Here is a 17,332-nt window from a genome sequence, read left to right on the forward strand (position 1 = left end):
GCAACCATGCGCGCCCGTTCGCCCTGCCGAGCGCTCGCCCGCGGACACCGCGCCCTGCCGCGCGCGGCAACGAATCGAGCATGGGAGTCGGGGAGTGCGCCCGCCCATCGGGTATGATGAAATGAACTCCGGCGGATGACGTCCCGGGCGCCCCAAGAAAAAGGACTCCGAACATGGAAACCAACCAGCCATCCATAATCGACCTGCTTATCGAGGCTCACGTGCACCTGGAAAGGCAAGGGCCGGGCAGCGATGACACGACGCGCCAAGCCTTGAGCTTCCTAGGCGAGCTTGACGGCTTCTCGAACGTAGCGGACCTGGGCTGCGGAAGCGGGCCGCAAACGCTCGAGCTTGCGCAGCACCTGACGGGAACCGTGGTCGGCCTCGACCTGTTCCCCCAGTTTATCGACGTGCTGAACGAACGCGCTGATCAACTGGGGCTCAAAGATCGGGTGCGAGGCATGGTTGGCTCGATGGACAACCTGCCCTTCGAGCAGGAGTCGCTCGATCTTATATGGTCGGAAGGCGCGGTCGACAACATCGGTTTGGAGAAGGGGCTTGCCCATTGGCACCGCTTCCTCAAAAAGGACGGCTACGTTGCCGTAACGTGCCCCTCGTGGCTTACGAACCAGCACCCTGCCGTCATCGAGAAGTTCTGGACCGATGCTGGAAGCGGGCTGGATTCGATCAGCCACAACATCGAAGTCCTGCAGAACTGCGGGTATCGGTTCATCGCTTGCTTCACGCTACCGGAAAGCTGCTGGACCGACGAGTACTTCGCACCGCGCGAAACGGCGCTCGAAAAGCTACTGGAAACGTACCCCGGCAATGAAACCGTGGCGGCGTTCGTAGCGGAAAACCGACGCGAAGTCGAGCTGTACGCAACGTACGGACGCCATTACGGATACGTCTTCTACATCGGCAGGAAAGCCTAGGGAATACGCGGGGCCGCCCGCATCCCGCCTTCCCGCACCTCATTCCGGGTGAGGTTGTTGACCAGTCTTTGTATAACAAAAGAAAGCGCCGGAGGAAGTGAAATGCTCACCATTCGGGCGCTTTGCTAATACGTACTCTAACAGGTATCACTTGATGATGCAAACTTCCCCGCTACGATTCACATAAATCAAATGCTTGATGGTTCTCAACTCGCAGCACCATTTCCGCACCTCGCGCTCAATGACCATATCGGGTAGTTTCTTCATCCTTCGAGCATCGAGGATGACGTTCTTCGACTGATGCAGCGCTTTTCGCAAGTTCTTCTCAATAACTTTCGCCTTGTCGGATTCGGGGGCTTTAATTTTCCAGATCAGCCCATTCACGATCACGTCGGCGGACGTGGTTCGGTACTCCTCGCTGCGACGGATAAACTCCACGGTCATGCCCGCCATCGCGAGCGCCTTGGCCGTTTCGTATTCGTGCGGCCAGACGTTGAGGTCTGGCGAGATGATGATCTTTCCCCTAGATTGCTTCATGGGTGCCATTATACAGGCTGCAGAAGTCGCATTGCTTTCGAAAGAAAGGGCATCCCTACCCGTGGATCTTGATAAAAAACAGGCCGCCAGGTTCTACCCTGGCGGCCTGCATCTTTCGTGGAGCCAACGAGCGGATTCGAACCGCTGACCTACGCATTACGAGTGCGTTGCTCTACCAGCTGAGCCACGTTGGCATACGGCCTCTTGCGAAGCGCGAACATGAAGTATACAGAAAGCCCGCTCACCTCGCAAGAGGGCTTTCGTGGATTTCTCGCAGGAATTTCCACAACCCGGCCTGCGCGCAGGCGTGAAAGCAACAGCTTCCCCGCCAACCGGGAGCGCACCAGGCAGGCTGCTATACTGGAAACACCTTCGCGGGTCCATCGCAACGATGCGCCCCGTGCGAAAGAGAGGAGTCCTCATGCTGTACGACAACGTCATGGTCCCCTACGACGGATCGGCCTCGGCCGACGCCGCGCTGGCCGAGGCCGTGCGCTTCGCCAAGGAAGACCCCGGCCTCACGCTGCACATCGTGCAGATCATAGACACGAACAAGCTGGTCATCAACAGGTTGGAAGCGCAGAGCATAGTGGACGCAGCCGTGCCCGAAGGCATGCGCAAGGCGTTCGAGGAAGTAACGGCCGAAGCGAACGATCGTCTGCATAGCCAGATCGATGGGATCATCGACGGCTTGATGAATCGCATCCGCATCGAGATCCTCGAAGAAACGCACCCCGGAACCCAAATCGTCTCGTACGCCGACGAATGCAACTGCGACCTCATCGTCATGGGATCGCGCGGGCTGGGCGCGCTGCGCGGCATTCTGGGCAGCGTGAGCAGCTACGTTCTTCGCGAGGCCCCCATCCCCGTGCTGGTGGTCAAGGAATAGCGAAGCGCACAGCGGCCGCGCGTTGATCGTTTGTTGGGATTCCCGTGCTATGCTTCGCCGCGTGCATGCCCATTAAAGCGAAAGAACCGTATGAGAGCAGGACAGAAACCTACCGACGTCACCACCGTGCTTGTCGTGGACGACGAGCCCGATATCGTCGAACTATTGGAAGAATATTTGAGCGACCAGGGCTTTCATGTTCTTACCGCCAAAGACGGAGCAACGGCGCTCAAGCGGGCTCAGCAAAAGCCCGATCTCATCGTGCTTGACGTCGGCATGCCGGAAATGGATGGTTACACGGTATGCCGACGCATTCGCGAACACCTAAGCTGCCCTATCCTGTTCCTGACGGCTCGCGTGGAAGACGTCGACGCCCTTGAGGGGTTCGAAGCGGGTGCCGACGACTACGTGCTGAAGCCTTTCTCGCTAGCGGTACTGGGCGCCCGCATCCGCGCGCACCTCAATCGAGAGCAACGACGCCAAACAAAAGCCGAAGTGCGCTTCGACGGCAACATCGTCATCGACTACAGCGCGCGCACCGTCAGTGTTGCGGGCCGCGCGGTCGAGCTGACGCGACGCGAGTTCGACATTGTTTCATTCCTCTCCAAACACCCTGGTCAAGTGTTTGAACGCGACCGAATTCACGAACGCGTCGGCGGTTGGGAGAACGAGAGCGACCCATCGGTCGTCACCGAGCACATCCGACGCATCCGCAAGAAACTGGCGAAGGCTGGAGCGGAAAACGACCCCGTCGAAACCGTGTGGGGAATGGGGTACCGATGGCGCGCGTAGGTCGGGCCGGCGGCGCCGACGGCAGGCCCGCAGGCACGAGCAACGGCGACAACGGCGCGTCCGTAGGTGCGGCCCGCCTCGCGCAGCTGAGGGAACGCTGGCGCAACGCATCGCTCAAGACCTCGTTCATGGCGTACATGCTGCTGTTCCTGATTGCGGCGCTCGTGCTGTCCCTAACAACGTCAGCGCTGTTCGGCAGCCTGCAAAACGAAGCGACCGCCGATGCCTATGAAATATCGGGTCTCTACCTCTACGACAAGGAAACCGACTCCCTAGTGGCGGCGCGGTCGATCGAAGTCACGTCCGACAGCCGCCTGGCGTTCGTGCAAAGCGCACGCGACGGCATGCAGTCGATCGCGCGGGCTGAGCTGCCCGAAAGCACCGCCGTAGCGGACGCGAGCGACTACTCGTTCGTCTACGACTTCAACTACGAATCCAGCGGCGAGCAGGAAACGCCCGAGCTCACCTTCGGAACCGAAGCGACGCTCACGAACCTGCCCGCCTACGACGCATGGGCGCGCGAGCGATTCGACGCATGGCTGGCCGAGAACCCCGACAGCCCCTATGCCCCGCTCTTCTCCCTGAACACGGCCGAAGGTTCCGCGGCGGAAGGACCCATGACGTCGCCCGTCGGCTACTACCTCAGCACGCCGGCATCACCAAGCGCATTGGCTCTTTCCTCCCTGTTCGGGTTCTTGTCGTTTCTCATGTTTCCCTTGTGGTTCGGCGTGTGCATATTCGCCGCCGCACGCCGCTTTTTCCGCATGCGGCTTGCTCCGGGCCTTGCCGTGCTCGACAACGCCACCGAAAAAATAGCCAAGCAAGACCTCGATTTCACGGTGGCGCGCGGCCGCGACGATGAACTGGGAAGACTGGCTCAGTCGTTTGAAACCATGCGTGCTTCTCTGGCGGAATCGCAAAAAGCGCTGTGGCGCACGGTCGAGGAAAGAAAGCGCCTCAACGCTGCCTTCGCGCACGACTTGCGCACGCCGCTCACCATACTGAAAGGCAAGATCGAGCTTCTGGATACGCGCATCAAAGCGGGGACGGCGTCTCCCGAGCAGCTGGAAGCCTCGACGGCGGCGCTTTCGACCCAGGTCGAACGGCTCGAACGCTACGTCGCGGCCATGAGCAGCCTCCAGAAGCTGGAGGATCGCGAACCCGAACGGTCCGACATCGCGTTCAGCCGCATAGCCGAACTGATCGAAGATGCCGGCAACGGCCTGGCTCGCTCGAACGAGGCGCGCTTCGCCCTGTTCGCCAGTCAGCGATGCGCATGCGAGCAGCCTTCGATGCGCGTTGACGGCTCGCTCGTAAGCGAAGTGGCAGAGAATCTTCTAGCGAACGCCTTCCGTTACGCATCGAAAACCGTGTCCACGCGCCTGGACGTCCGGCCGACAGAACACGAAGGCTGTGAAGAACTCGTGCTCATCGTGGACGACGACGGGCCGGGCTTCTCATGCGCGGCCCTGAAGAACGGCTGCGCGCCGTTCTTCAGCGAGACTCCGTCGAAAGAGCGATTTGGCCTGGGGCTCAACATCAGCAGCTTGCTGTGCGACAAGCACGGCGGATCGCTCACGCTCGAAAATCGCCCCGAAGGAGGCGCGCGCGTGACGGCGCGGTTCGCATGCCGACCTTGAACTCGACCTATAGTTTACGCGACGTTGACCGGGAATAGATATTTGGCTCGTAGCATCTGATGCAAGCTAATCGCACCAGAGAATCGAGACACCCATGGACGACATCACCGCACTGCATCGAACCATCGCGCCAGGCGCCTCGTCGCAGTTCCCTCCCTGCGCCGCAAGCGCCGCTGCAGCTGCCGCTCGCGCGCGGCAGCTGCAAATAGCGAAGCGCGCGGCGTTCATCGTTGCCCTGCTGGCCTGCTCCGCAGGCTTGATTGCGCTCTGCGTTCGCTTCGGCCCCGAAGCTTTGGCGTTCGTATCGGATACCGAGCGCTTCCGCGCATGGGCGGAAGGCATGGGAATCGGGGGGCGCATCGCGTTCGTCGCGGCGAACGCCGCTCAAGTGGTGCTAGCCTTCCTTCCCGGCGAACCGCTTGAACTCGCGGCCGGATACGCGTTCGGCACGGTCGAAGGCACCCTGTGGTGCCTGGTGGCAAGCGCGATCGGAACCGGCCTTGCCCTGCTGCTCACCCGCACCTTCGGCATGCGCGTCGTGAGGCTGTTCTTCCCTCCCGAGAAAATTTCGGAAGTCAAATGGCTGCAAGACACGCGACGGTTCGAGCTGGTGCTGTTTCTGGTGTTCCTTGTTCCCGGAACGCCGAAAGACCTGCTCACATACGTTGCCGGATTGGGAACGAGCCCGGCGTGGCGCATCGTGGCACTCACGACCGTAGGACGCATTCCGTCTATCGTTTCGTCTACGCTCGTAGCCGGGGCGGTGGGCAGCGGCAACTACGCCGCAGCGGCCATCGTGGCTGCCATCACCGTTGGCCTGGCGGGAATCGGCGTGCTCGCCTATCGGCACGTCACGCGAACCAAAACCGAAACCGTGTAGTTATTGAGAATAGTTACTGATAACTACCGATTCGTAACCTCTCTTCTCGAACGAAGAGCGTATGATGACGACAAGAAGTTCACTGAAGTCGCCACCAACGAGCGCTATGGCCACAGCGCAACCGGCCAGCTCATCGGAGCGACACAAGGAGAGAGAGGCCCCTATGCCCAGTTTCGCTAATCCGTTTGCCGGCAACGTCGACCGCAAAATGACCAACGCCGAGCTCATGCAGGCACTGCGCCTTGACATCGCAGGAGAGCTTGAGGCTATTTACCTGTACGAATCCCACTACCTGGCCACCGACGATCCCGCGGCTAAGGCCGTGCTGGCCGACATCCGCGACGAGGAGAAGGCCCACATGGGCGAGCTCATCACGCTGATGCGCCATCTGGATCCGAAGGAAACCGAGTTCTTCCTGGACGGCGAAGGCGAAGTTCAGGAGATGCTGGAAGACCTGGGCATCAAGACGGACGGTCAGATTGCGCCGGCGCCCGCCGAACCCGCAGCAGCTCCTACGGTGGGCGATCTTTCCTAACCTTGCCACCTGTGCGGAAGGGGCCCGCCCTTCCGCCGACGACCCAGCAAGACAGTCGGCTTTGCTTTCTGCCTTGCGCGTGGCCGCACGCTTTCCCAAATCGAAAGGAGTTCGATATGGATTACCTCGCTCGTGAATCGGCCGATCTTTCGGCTGAGCTTTGGAACCGAATCGACGACGCCGTCATAAGCACGGCGCGCCAGCAATTGACCGCACGGCGCTTCCTGAAAACCTACGGACCGCTCGGCCCCGGAGCAACCACCGTCGCCGTAGACGGCGTGGCCAAAGAAGAGGTGCTCGAAGACGGCATCGGCCGCATTGTCGGGCGCACGCAACTTGAACTGCCCATGCTGTACGAAGACTTCACCCTGCTCGGGCGCGATCTTGAGCTGGCCACCCAAACGGGCATGCCGCTTGATCTGGCTCCGGCCGTTACCGCAGCCAAGAAGGCTGCGCGCCGCGAGGACAGCCTGGTGCTGAACGGCAGCCAGCTGCTGGGGACCGAAGGCCTGCTCACCGCCAAGGGCGCGAACAAGATGAAGCGCACCGACTGGAACAAGGGCGAGAACGGGTTTTCCGACGTAGCAGCCGCCGTTTCCCAGCTTGCCAAGACCGGGTACCTGGGCCGTTACGCGCTTGCCGTGGCACCGGATCTGTTCCTGGCCTTGCAGCGCCTCCAGCCCAACACCGGTATGCTGGAGATCGACCGCATCAAGAAGCTGATCGGCGACAACGTCTACATGACCAGCGCAATCGACCAAGGCAAGGCCGTGTTGGTGTGCGCGGAGCCCGAGTACCTCGACTTGGCGCTCGGCCTTGATCTTTCGGTCGGGTACGCAGAGCTGGTGGACTTCAACCACCACTTCCGCATCATGGAAACAGCCGCGTTGCGCATCAAAGACCCCGCAGCAATCGTCGTGTTCGAGTAAACGCGAAACGGCCCGCACGCTTCACAAGGTGCGGGCCGTTTCTTTTCGAGCGGCGCAGGCCGCCGAAGCTACGGAACAGGGCGCGTAAGGGAGGGGTCTGCGCGCCCTGGGAACCGAAAGGCTACGCGTCGATCGCCGCAGCGGCGTACTGGCCGGCCAGGCGGCCGCCGCAGTACGCGCACATGAGGGAATAGCCCTCGTAGTCGGTGTACGGCGCGCTCATGAGCGTACCGTTGTCGGCGCCCGCCACGTACAGACCGGGGATGGCCACGCCCTCGGCGTCGATAGCCTGCAAGCGGTCGTTCGTGCGGATGCCGCCGATGGTCACCCAAGCGCTGGGCTCGTACTGCATGGCGTAGAACGGACCGGCGGCCACCGGCTGCAGGAAGCAAGCCGGCTTGTAGAACTGGTCGTCCTTGCCCGCAGCGCACGCAGCGTTGTAGGTTTCAACGGTCTTCGCCAAATCAGGGGCGTCAATGGCCTCTGCCAGCGCCTCGATCGAATCCGCCTTGAAGGCCCAGCCCTCTTCGACGGCAGCGTCGAAGTTCGCCTGAACGTTCTCGAGCGCCTTGCCCTTGAGGGTCATCATGCCGGTGCGCCAGTTCTCGGCGTCGGAGCCGCACAGCGTCCACGCATCGGTGCCCGCGTTCAAGCCGTCGACGTACGTCTGGTCGACCACCGCGTAGTACTTCCCGCCCACCAGTGAGATGGCTCCGCCCAGCGCCAGCGGAAGGTTCGCGAACTTGCCTTCGTTACTGAAGCGACGGCCCTGGTTGTTCACCAGCAACGTGCCGTAAATGCCCACCGTGAACGCCGCGTTCTTGCGATCGTACAGGCCGTCGGCCTTCTGATTGGAGCCGGCGAACTCGTTGCCCGCGATGCCCCACTGCGTGGACACCTGGCCGCCCGCAGCCTGCACCATGTCGATGCCCTCGCCCACGGACAGGATGTTGCCCAGCGGGTTCACGAACGTGCCGAACTTCTCCAGCATCATGTCGGCGCTGCCCAAGAAGCCGCCGGTAGCCACGATGACCTGCTTGGCCTTCACGTCGATGACGCCTTCGCCTTCGCACTGCACGCCGACGCATGCGCCGTTTTCCATGATAAGGCGCTTGCCAGCGGTGTTGAACAGGAACTCGCCACCTTCGGACTCAACGAATTCCTGAAGCGGCTTCATGCGCGCCTCGCCCTTGGCCTGCGTCTTCGAGTCCTTGGGATCGGCCTGGAAGTTGGCGCGCACCGAAGCATGGCCGGCGCCGTAGTTGTCGGGACGCAGGCCGGTGGGCACGCCGAAATCGCTGGTGAACTGGTCGATGGTTTCGCCGGAAATCTCCACGGCGGCCTTGATGGCGGCAGCGTTCGTGGACCAGTGGCCGTACTCCATAATATGGTTGAACGCTTCCTCAACCGTAAAGTCGATGCCAGCTTCCTGCTGCAGCTTCGAGCCGACGATGAACGGGCCGCCCGCCAGCGAGCCGTTCGCCACGCCCACGTTCGCGCCCTTTTCGATGACGACGACGCTCTTGCCGGCGCGCACGGCCTCGACCGCAGCCCACATGCCAGCGCCGCCCGCGCCAACTACGGCGATGTCGCACTCTTTCGTCTGGTCGGCCGTTTTCATAGCGGCGTCGTCGCCCTTTGCGGACTCCGACTTCGATTCGCTCGACGCCTGCGGGGCGCAACCGGCCAGCGCGGCGGCTCCGCCCAGCGCGGCCACGCCTCCCAACGTCAGAAAGCTGCGGCGCGACAGGCCCTTGGTGATCTCGCTCATAAGAACTCCCTCCGAAGAATTCACGTGTCCGTCAGCTTGAGCGCGGCGTCGGTGCCGCATGCCAAGCTGATCGGCTGCCCTCCCTGGGCTCTTGGGCCATCATGCGTTCAACCTTGGGGTTTGTCGCGGGTGAACCGCCCAACAAGGGGGGTGAATCCAAGCTCACCCCTGCATTCACCCCTCCCGAAGCACGGCATGCATGCAGGCAGGCGACTGCCGCAAAGACGCGCTCGACGCATGGTTTGACCAAGCGCTCAGCAAAAGCCCTTGCCAGATACCCAGCATTTGCGGCAGCGCGCAGCGCGCCCGCATCCTCACGATGCAGGCGCGTCTCTTCGTAACGCCACGCACCCGACCTGGTACAATATGGCAACCACAAGGAGGCGCCGTGAAACCAAGTGATGTCGTACGAGCCATCGTTCCCGAAGATCAGGCAGAAGAGGAAGATTCTTTTGCTGCGCTGCTGTTCCCCCTGCGATTTTTGGGCATGGGGCTGCTTGTCGCATGGCTATGCTGCACGCACGTAACCTTCATTTTTCCTGGCTTCGGATTTCCCGACGCGTCACTTGCGGCCATCAATTACGGGATGCGCGTAGGCGACGTTGGCACGTTTTTGGTGCTCGCCCTTTTTTCAAACCGCATCGGTCGCCTCGGCAGTCATAAAAAAGCAAGCGCAGCATTCGTAATCATCACGGCAGCAGGGACAGCGCTTCTGGGACTGGTCTTGTTCCCCGCAGGAAGCGCAGCGGCAATTCTGTTTGCCGTATCGGCCGTAACGGCTATCGGCGGGGCCTTTCTCTTTTGCCTTTGGGCGGAAGCGTACAGCCAGATGGGAACCACGCGCACGCTCATGTACGGCGCAGGTTCGTGCATCACCGCCGCCGTAGTTTCGTTCGCAGTCAGCACCATGCAGGAACCGTACGCTATCGCCGCAACGGCGCTGCTTCCCTTGGCGTCGTTGGCATGCGCCCTGCTGAGCTTGCGCATCCTTCCAACGGAACCTGCCCGCTCGGCGAACACACGCTACCCCCTTCCCTGGAAGCTGCTGGGCATCATGACGGCCGCCGGACTTCTTTCCGGCACCGCAGGATCGGTCATCCCCGATGCCACCTGGATGGGAGCCATCCACCGCGTGGTGGCGACCGGACTCGCGGGTATCGTGATCATCGTGATGGCGCTCACGCTGAAAGATCGTATCGACGTGCGGTTCCTTGCAAAGGTTGGCCTGCCCCTTTCCATCATCGCGCTGGCAGCGATTCCCTTCGCTGATCCGCAATGGGGATTCGCCGTCTCGTTTTCCCTCAAGCTGGCATACGTGTGGTTCACCATGTTCGTACTGCTCATGCTGGCAAACATCGCGTTTCGCTTCGAGGTTCCCACCCTGCGGCTCTTCGCCCTTGCCCGCGCGTTGAGCGAGTTGGGAATTTTCGCGGGAATCGGCATCCGCCAATGCCTGCTGCAGAACAGCCTGTTTTTCAACGAGGCGTTCCTTGTTGGATTGGCGCTGGGCGGCATCGTGCTGGTTTTAGTATGCGCACTGGTCTGGACCAGCGAAAAGTCCGTGAACGGAGACTGGGGCGCATCGGGAATAACCCTTGACGGACAGCTGCATGTGCCCGGTCCGCGCGAACGGTTCATGGCGCGATGCGAGTCGCTAGCGGAACGATACGGCCTCACGGCCCGGGAAACCGAGATCATGGGGCTCATCGCCCAGCGAAAAAGCCGCGCCGAAATCGAGCAGCAGCTGTTCCTTTCCGAGAACACGGTGAAGACCCATGTTCGTCATCTGTACGCCAAGCTCGGCGCGCACTCAAAAGCCGACGTCATAGCCTTGTTCGAGGAGTGACGCCCGTGCAGCGTGGGCACACGCGTCACGTGGCGCGCAGCACGTGGCACGCGGCACGCTGCACTCGGCACGTGGCACGTGGCACGCGGCACACTGCACCGAAGCCCATGGGCCCGCTGTCAAAACGGACGAGTTTTGCGGGACTTTGGCCGGAAATTTCGCCCCTCGGAAGCAAGGTTTGCGAGTAGCTTTCGCATAATGCCAGGTCAGAAGCGTGCGCATTTTGTTTATTCTCACTCGAGGACCCGCAAAACTCGTTCGTTTTGACAGAACGCACAGTCCACGCCAGCCATCGTCGATCCGCCGCCCGCTCCGCAGCGCCCCCTCTCCTGCCGCAAGCGCTTCGTGCTATGATGCTCTACCGTGACCGAAATCATCCAACATAGCGCGCGCCCTTTGTGGACCTACAAGGTGTTCCTCCTGCTGGCAGCTGCCATTTGGGGCTTAGGCACCGTCGTCATCAAGTCGACCGTCGACGCCTTCCCTCCTGCGTGGCTGGTAGGAGTGCGCTTCACGGCCGCCGGCATCATCCTGGGCGTCATCATGCTGCCGCGCTTCCGCAAGAATCTAGATGCGGATCACCTGAAAAAAGGCGGGATTCTGGGAGCATGGCTGTTCCTTGCGTACTGGGCAAACTCCACGGGGCTCACGGATACCACAGCTTCCAACAGCGCTTTCTTGACATCGCTGTATTGCGTGATCATCCCGTTTTTAGGCTGGGCGCTGCGCGGATCCAAACCCACGCGATTCAATGTAGCGGCAGCCATCGTGTGCGTCGCAGGCGTCGGATGCGTTTCGTTTGCAGGCGCATCGGGACTGTCGCTGCGATTCGGCGATCTGGCCACCCTGCTTTCCGCCCTGTTCCTGAGCTTTCATGTGCTGTTCACGGCGAAATACGCGCGAGGGCGCGACATGACGCTGCTCACCGTGGTGCAGTTCATCGCAGCGGGCGCACTTGGTTTCGCCGCAGGCATCGCGTTCGAGCCGACGCCTAATTTCTCCGCGTTGGGCCTGGATACCTGGACCAGCTTGGCCTACCTGGCCGTCTTCGCTTCGTGCATAGCGCTGCTGCTGCAAAACGTCGCAGTCGCGCACGTTGACCCGGCTCCGGCATCGTTGTTCTTGGCTACGGAATCGGTTTTCGGGGTAACGTTTTCCATTATGTTTCTGGGCGAAGCCCTCACCGCACCGCTGTTCGCCGGGTTCGCTCTTATCTTCGCCGGCATTGTGGTGAGCGAATACCTACCTTTACGAGCGGAAAAGAAGCGCGCGGCCCGAAAGGCAAAGCCACGTGATTAAACGGTTGCGCGGGCGCGTGACGCCAACCGATAACCGCCCGACAAGCCGATCCGCGCCCAAAAGCAGAACGATAAATGTCACTTGCCTATTAGTAGACTATGTCATATAATAGTACTCGTCTGAAGCACCCTGAACCGGAAAGTCCTCCAACGCTTTCCGGTTCTCCTTTTTCTGGGGCACATCGCGCATCGATCGCTCTTGACACCCTTTGCATGTACCGCGATCGAGCGCACCAGGCAACGCACCGTCAGAACCTTCAATTCATCCCTCTGAAGAAAGAAATACCGAAGACCTAGTACGCTTGGAAGGATGCTGAAACCCGTCTTCTTACTACAATTGAAAAGGCTTATCTCCACGCAAGACGAGGGGTCAAAGCGTGAAGGCCTGCACAAGAAACAACTTACGCACGGGTAGAGGAGATGGTTGATGAAAGCGTACAAAACAGTGGTATACAGCTTTTTTATCGGAGGGTTATTTGCGCTCATTGCCCAAGCCTTGGTGACGGTATGGACCCAGCTTCTTGCCAACACTCCCATGGAATTCTTCATCGGCGGCTCCACCCTTATCAGCATGGGCGTCATCGGATGCGTGCTGGGAGGATTTGCAAACTATCAGATCGTAGAGAAATGGGGGACTTTCGGAGCCCTTCTTCCGTTTTCAGGTTTCGCCATGGCCGTCGGCATGAAGATGATCGGACCTTGGACAAAAGACAATGCTAGCGTCGGAAAAGCCATCATCCCTGGTCTTTGGTTGGTGATTTGGTTCAACCTTGTGGCGGCAGCCATCAGCATCCTGTTTGGCTACATCTACGGCATGGCAGGCATAGAGCCCTTGATCAGCCTCGAAAAAAACACCACCTCCACAGTGTTTCCTCTTTCCTTCTTGATAGGCGGCGCGCTCTGCATGCTGTTCCAAGTTGTCTACTTGATAGTTAAAAAAATAACTCCCAAGTGCAAGCCGCTTTGGATTCTGCTTACGGCATGGTTTTGCGGATCCGTTTTCGCGCCACTGGGCATCTCTGGCGCACTTGCAAGCTTGGCGGGACAAGGCTTCAGCGTACTTATCCCCGTTGGTGGTTACAACATGTACAACGTGGGAATGTCGTTCGCTATGGGAGCTTTCGACGACGGCTTGCTCCATCTAGGCTCGTTCTTCCTCGCCGTCGCAGGACTGTTCTTTACGGGACTTGCAACCTTTTTGATCTATAAGGTAAAGTTTGGCCGAATGCCGCTTGAAGAAGTTCATCGCATGAAAGGCCAGGAGTTCATCGACGGAATATAATGAACCTACGTGCAAACAAAGCGCGGCAAGGAGACCGGCATGTCAAAGAAAGCAAGCAAGCAATTCTCTAAGGCCTTCGAAACCATCGAGACTTTGAAGGCAAGCAACCGCAAGGCGTTTATTAAGATCCTTGCGGCCATGGCAGTCGTCCTATTGCTCGGCCTCGGACGCACTGCCCTCGACGTGTACGGCCTCATTCCATCCGAGTCGGTTGGCACAATAGCCAGCGGCGCTGTTTATCTGATAGCTATATTTATGGCTTTCATTGCAGGGCAATCGGGCATCAGCATTGCCAAAAATCGACGCGAGATCGACAGCATCTGTGATCGTACGGGAATTACGAAAGACCGCATCAAGACACACCGGTAGAAGCGCCACCCGTAAAGCAGCTCACCTCTACCGACCTAAAAGCGCTGCCCCTTATAAAAAGGGGCAGCGCAAAACCATGGCATCATTTCCAAAATGAGAAGCCTATCTCATTTTGACATGCGCAACGGTTCGTTCACACGCGTCAGACATGGACGAATATCTTCGGTCAGTTGATCCGTTCTTCCCTTCTTACACGAGTTGTAGCACACTTCACCGCAAATCGTACACACCACAGGCTCGGGAACAGCCATGTCCGTCAAATCAAACCCGCATTTCGTACATGGGTTTGGTTCAGAGAAATGCTCCAGATCCACCGCATTGAACATACCGCACTCCGGACACTTGACCGGGCGTTTGCGCGGCGGTCTGCAACCGCCGCAAATCGGATTACACGACCAACACACGTTCTCTCGCTCCCTTCAACCGATCTAGACGCACGAACACCTTGTCGTCGCTCTTTGCGATCAATGGTAGCAAGAGATAGTCCCTCATCCATCATCCCCAGAGTCCCATATTTAACTAAGGACACACAGGTTCGACCAATCATCCTTCTCAACGCATTCGCTTGCTATATAATATATGACGTAGTCTAGTATGATCGCATGTCACATGCGCGCGACACGCGGAAACTCACGGGGAACAGCGCGCATACTCAACCCATGGAGGCTATCATATGGCAAGCCATCACTTCACTCTCACCTCGTACGACCCGGTTTACGTAGTCGCCGAGGAAATCCGAATTCCCGAAGACGCCATCAAAGACCAGGCAATCCGCTGGTTGAAAAACATGATTTGCAAGGCCGGTGAAGAGCCTAAACTTACCGACAGCTGGATCAGCACCCGCACCGAAGACTTCAAGAGTGTAGATGACCTGTTGATCTTCATTCGATACAACATGTATAAAGACAGCAGGGAGCTTCAAGAACTGGCAGACCAAGACGTTATCTGCAAAGAACTCGCGACGCGTTTGGTTGAAGAGCTCCCCGAAGATCTCGTTGAAGGTGCGCTCAACGACGCGAATGTACGCCTTGAGGAAATGATCGCCCGGAACGGTATGACCCTGGAGAGTTTCAGCCAACAGCGCGGCATCACGGTTGAGCAAGTGTACGCCGACGTCAAAGAGCGCACGCTTCAAAGCCTCCGAGAAGACTCCGCGCTCGAAGCCTACGCAACCCATCAGGGAATAATCGTTGAGCCTGAAGATTATTACGATATCATTCCCGGAGACAGCATCCAGGACAAGGCGCGGAAGAGGCGCCAGATCGAGATGCAGGGCCGCCTCGCCCAAATGGAAGAGTACGCCCGAAAGACCAAGGCCCTAAAAGAAGTCATGGAAAACGCGAGGATCAAACGCAAGGCTACCGACACGGAATGGCTGCGCTACGGAGACACGAGCAACGACGTGCTCAACGCGAACAAGCAGTTCCCTGACAGCTTCGTAGGATTGTAAGACGTAAAGCGCGAAGCATCTAAAAGGATTCTTTTCGATGCTTCGCGCAAAAGAGAAAATCGAAGCCCCGCGCCGCAACGCGAATGCAAAAGAACCCCCGCCATACTTGAAACCAGGCGGGGGTTCTTTTGCACTATCGGCGAAAAAGCTTAGCGATAGTCTTCGCCCTGGTCGCCACCAAGCAGCTTCGACTGCTCTTTGAAATGTTTGCTCTTTTCGGCAGCAGAAACAAAATTCTCAGGCGCATCTTCGATTTCGAGAATCTCCACTTCGAAATTGAGATTCTGGCCAGCCAAAGGATGGTTCAAGTCAAACACCACCACGCCCTTGCCAACCTCCAAAACCGTCGCAGGCATAGGCGATCCGTCTTCGCCGCTTGCTAGCATAATGCGCTTTCCCACTTTGACGTCGGAAACGGGAATCTGCTCCAAGGGAATGCGCGCCGTATAATCCTCTAAGTACTCACCGTATCCACCGTATTCATCAACGATAAACGTAGCACGCTCGCCCACTTCGTTCATCTCCAGAATAGCCTTCTCGAATCCGTCGATCGCCATATCCATACCCGTTTGAAACTTCATCGGATTCTCCGGCGTAGCGAACCCAAAAACCGTGCCATCATCGAGCTTACCCGTGTAGGTAAGAGTTACCGTAGAGCCAAGTTCCATCTTCGATCTCCTTTTCGAATCGATTGTCCACCACAACGCGACAGACAATCCAGCGGGCAGTTCGCTTATTCAACCGGTTCTTCTACCACCGTGACCACAGCCGTCTCAACCAGCCATTCCGTCGATTTCGACTGACGACACATCTTTCGGACGGACGCCATGCGACCGCTCTTTTCCCAATCTTCACGCGTGCCCTCAAGGCCGCGCTCGCTCGAAAACATTCCATCGATGTCCTCTTCGGAAAGCTCCCAGCCCTTTTGCGCGAACAGGGATTCAAGAGCGCAGTCGATAGCTGCGCGGCGTTCTGCTTCGATCGAGATTTTTTCTTTCATCTTGTCGCCATCAATGCTGTTCTGCAGCATCCATTGCTGCAGGCTGGTTCCCTGCTGCTTGAGCGACTGAATCATCTCGCGTCCGACATCTTGACGAATAAAATCAATGTAATAAGCAGGGACGGCCCCTTCTAGGCGATTGACCAATTGATCAATCGCTCGATCTACCATCAGACCGGGGAGGTCTTTCCCCTTCTGCATATTGATGGCCAATTTCAACTGCTTCCGCAGATCATCAACATTTTCGCAACCAACTTTAACCGCAAATGCGTCATCCACTTCAGGCACGATGCATCTTCGCAAACCCTTGACTTCGACGATCGCGCTCAACTCGCCGTCGCCGTATTCCGATTCGCCTTCGGCATCTTTTGCCTCGAAGTCGAATTCGAGCCTGTCGCCGACTTTCGAACCAATTACCTGAGCATCAAACGATTCGGGCATGGTTCCCTCGCCCAGACCTATCATGCGGTCGGCCGCTCCAAGACCAGACACCATCCTGCCGTGGTTCGTCACGGTCAAGGTCATTTCAACATAGTCACCCCATTCGGCTTTATGCTCAGCATCGTCGATCGTTTCAAAAGAATGGTAATAGCTTTGCAGTTCGCGAATCTGAGCTTTAATATCCTGCTCGGTTGCCTCCTCGGGCGGCATCACGATAGAAACCGGTTCATAACTTGCCAGATGCATGCTCGGCGCAACGGGTCCGGACACATCGAACGAGAACGGCTTCCCTTCTTCCAGCATCTCGGCAACGTTGAATTGAGGATCCCCGATAAAAAGAACTCCCTCATCATCGATAGCTTTGAAGGCAAATTCATTGATAAGCGTCTCGGCAACTCCGCCCATAGCGTTCGCATGACCGCCTACGCTTTGCTCCAAGATATTGCGAGGGGCTTTGCCTTTCCGAAAGCCCGGAATATCTTTTTGAGAGATCTGGCGAAAAAACTCTTTCGCTGATTCTTCGACTTCCTGCACCGTTGCGACCATGGTGAAAGAGAGCTCTTGAACCTCGCCATCATCCACGCGCGTTTTGTCTTTGATTAGCACGATTTCCCCCGAGTAGTTCGAAGATGTTTGGCTTTTTTGAACCCTGTTCAACTTGCATTCAAGCCCGCTGACTGCATGGTAGTAATTGTACCACAATCGCCCTGCTATAATTCTTGTTATATGGCCTTTAAT

Annotated in this window: 16 protein-coding genes and 1 tRNA gene; 12 read left to right on the plus strand and 5 right to left on the minus strand. The window is 58.4% G+C overall.

The window, feature by feature from the left end; all coding sequences use genetic code 11:
* Positions 1–173 precede the first annotated feature (173 nt).
* Positions 174–935 (plus strand): class I SAM-dependent methyltransferase, encoded by a 762-nt coding sequence (locus LG373_RS09140; protein WP_225749626.1) that lies wholly within the window; start codon positions 174–176, stop codon positions 933–935.
* 147 nt (positions 936–1,082) lie between these two features.
* Here the strand turns inward: LG373_RS09140 and LG373_RS09145 are convergent, their stop codons facing one another.
* Both LG373_RS09145 and LG373_RS09150 read right to left on the minus strand, forming a co-directional pair.
* A complete protein-coding gene (locus tag LG373_RS09145; RefSeq protein WP_225749627.1) occupies positions 1,083–1,472 on the minus strand; it encodes a hypothetical protein in 390 nt (129 codons plus the stop codon).
* 118 nt (positions 1,473–1,590) lie between these two features.
* Positions 1,591–1,666: transfer RNA gene (locus LG373_RS09150), tRNA-Thr, on the minus strand.
* Between the two features lie 227 nt (positions 1,667–1,893).
* On the opposite strand from LG373_RS09150, the gene LG373_RS09155 reads away from it, so the two are divergent.
* The 6 genes from LG373_RS09155 to LG373_RS09180 all read left to right on the plus strand — a co-directional run bounded on the left by LG373_RS09155 (position 1,894) and on the right by LG373_RS09180 (position 7,137).
* Positions 1,894–2,361: a universal stress protein gene (locus tag LG373_RS09155; RefSeq protein ID WP_114566716.1), complete on the plus strand. Its 468-nt coding sequence runs from the start codon at positions 1,894–1,896 to the stop codon at positions 2,359–2,361.
* Between the two features lie 90 nt (positions 2,362–2,451).
* A complete protein-coding gene (locus LG373_RS09160) occupies positions 2,452–3,153 on the plus strand; it encodes a response regulator transcription factor (protein ID WP_225749628.1) in 702 nt (233 codons plus the stop codon).
* Positions 3,141–4,793, plus strand: a complete 1,653-nt coding sequence (locus tag LG373_RS09165; RefSeq protein ID WP_225749629.1) for a HAMP domain-containing sensor histidine kinase — start codon at positions 3,141–3,143, stop codon at positions 4,791–4,793. The genes LG373_RS09160 and LG373_RS09165 overlap by 13 nt, the downstream gene beginning before the upstream one ends.
* Before the next feature lie 94 nt (positions 4,794–4,887).
* The gene (locus LG373_RS09170) at positions 4,888–5,673 is read left to right on the plus strand and encodes a TVP38/TMEM64 family protein (protein ID WP_225749630.1); all 786 of its coding nucleotides are present in this window, start codon (positions 4,888–4,890) and stop codon (positions 5,671–5,673) included.
* Positions 5,674–5,836: 163 nt separating this feature from the next.
* Positions 5,837–6,208, plus strand: a complete 372-nt coding sequence (locus LG373_RS09175) for a demethoxyubiquinone hydroxylase family protein (protein WP_114566720.1) — start codon at positions 5,837–5,839, stop codon at positions 6,206–6,208.
* Positions 6,209–6,324: 116 nt separating this feature from the next.
* Complete coding sequence (locus LG373_RS09180) at positions 6,325–7,137, plus strand: family 1 encapsulin nanocompartment shell protein (RefSeq protein ID WP_225749631.1); 813 nt, start codon at positions 6,325–6,327, stop codon at positions 7,135–7,137.
* Positions 7,138–7,258: 121 nt separating this feature from the next.
* Here LG373_RS09180 and LG373_RS09185 read toward each other — a convergent pair whose 3' ends face one another.
* Positions 7,259–8,908, minus strand: a complete 1,650-nt coding sequence (locus LG373_RS09185) for an FAD-dependent oxidoreductase (RefSeq protein WP_114566722.1) — start codon at positions 8,906–8,908, stop codon at positions 7,259–7,261.
* A gap of 388 nt (positions 8,909–9,296) precedes the next feature.
* On the opposite strand from LG373_RS09185, the gene LG373_RS09190 reads away from it, so the two are divergent.
* The 5 genes from LG373_RS09190 to LG373_RS09210 all read left to right on the plus strand — a co-directional run bounded on the left by LG373_RS09190 (position 9,297) and on the right by LG373_RS09210 (position 15,153).
* The gene (locus LG373_RS09190) at positions 9,297–10,754 is read left to right on the plus strand and encodes a helix-turn-helix transcriptional regulator (RefSeq protein ID WP_114566723.1); all 1,458 of its coding nucleotides are present in this window, start codon (positions 9,297–9,299) and stop codon (positions 10,752–10,754) included.
* Positions 10,755–11,117: 363 nt separating this feature from the next.
* On the plus strand, positions 11,118–12,053 hold the full coding sequence (locus LG373_RS09195; protein WP_225749632.1) for a DMT family transporter: 936 nt from the start codon (positions 11,118–11,120) through the stop codon (positions 12,051–12,053).
* A 426-nt stretch (positions 12,054–12,479) separates the two neighbouring features.
* On the plus strand, positions 12,480–13,334 hold the full coding sequence (locus LG373_RS09200; protein ID WP_225749633.1) for a SpoVA/SpoVAEb family sporulation membrane protein: 855 nt from the start codon (positions 12,480–12,482) through the stop codon (positions 13,332–13,334).
* Between the two features lie 39 nt (positions 13,335–13,373).
* The gene (locus LG373_RS09205) at positions 13,374–13,703 is read left to right on the plus strand and encodes a hypothetical protein (RefSeq protein WP_114566726.1); all 330 of its coding nucleotides are present in this window, start codon (positions 13,374–13,376) and stop codon (positions 13,701–13,703) included.
* A 673-nt stretch (positions 13,704–14,376) separates the two neighbouring features.
* Complete coding sequence (locus LG373_RS09210) at positions 14,377–15,153, plus strand: hypothetical protein (RefSeq protein WP_114566727.1); 777 nt, start codon at positions 14,377–14,379, stop codon at positions 15,151–15,153.
* A gap of 149 nt (positions 15,154–15,302) precedes the next feature.
* Here LG373_RS09210 and LG373_RS09215 read toward each other — a convergent pair whose 3' ends face one another.
* Entirely contained in the window at positions 15,303–15,821 is a 519-nt protein-coding gene (locus LG373_RS09215; RefSeq protein ID WP_114566728.1) for a peptidylprolyl isomerase, read from the minus strand.
* A 65-nt stretch (positions 15,822–15,886) separates the two neighbouring features.
* On the minus strand, positions 15,887–17,200 hold the full coding sequence (tig, locus tag LG373_RS09220) for a trigger factor (RefSeq protein WP_225749634.1): 1,314 nt from the start codon (positions 17,198–17,200) through the stop codon (positions 15,887–15,889).
* Between the last annotated feature and the right edge of the window lie 132 nt (positions 17,201–17,332).

Origin of the sequence: Paraeggerthella sp. Marseille-Q4926, assembly GCF_916618935.1 — a bacterium.
GTDB classification, from domain to species: Bacteria; Actinomycetota; Coriobacteriia; order Coriobacteriales; family Eggerthellaceae; genus Paraeggerthella; species Paraeggerthella hominis.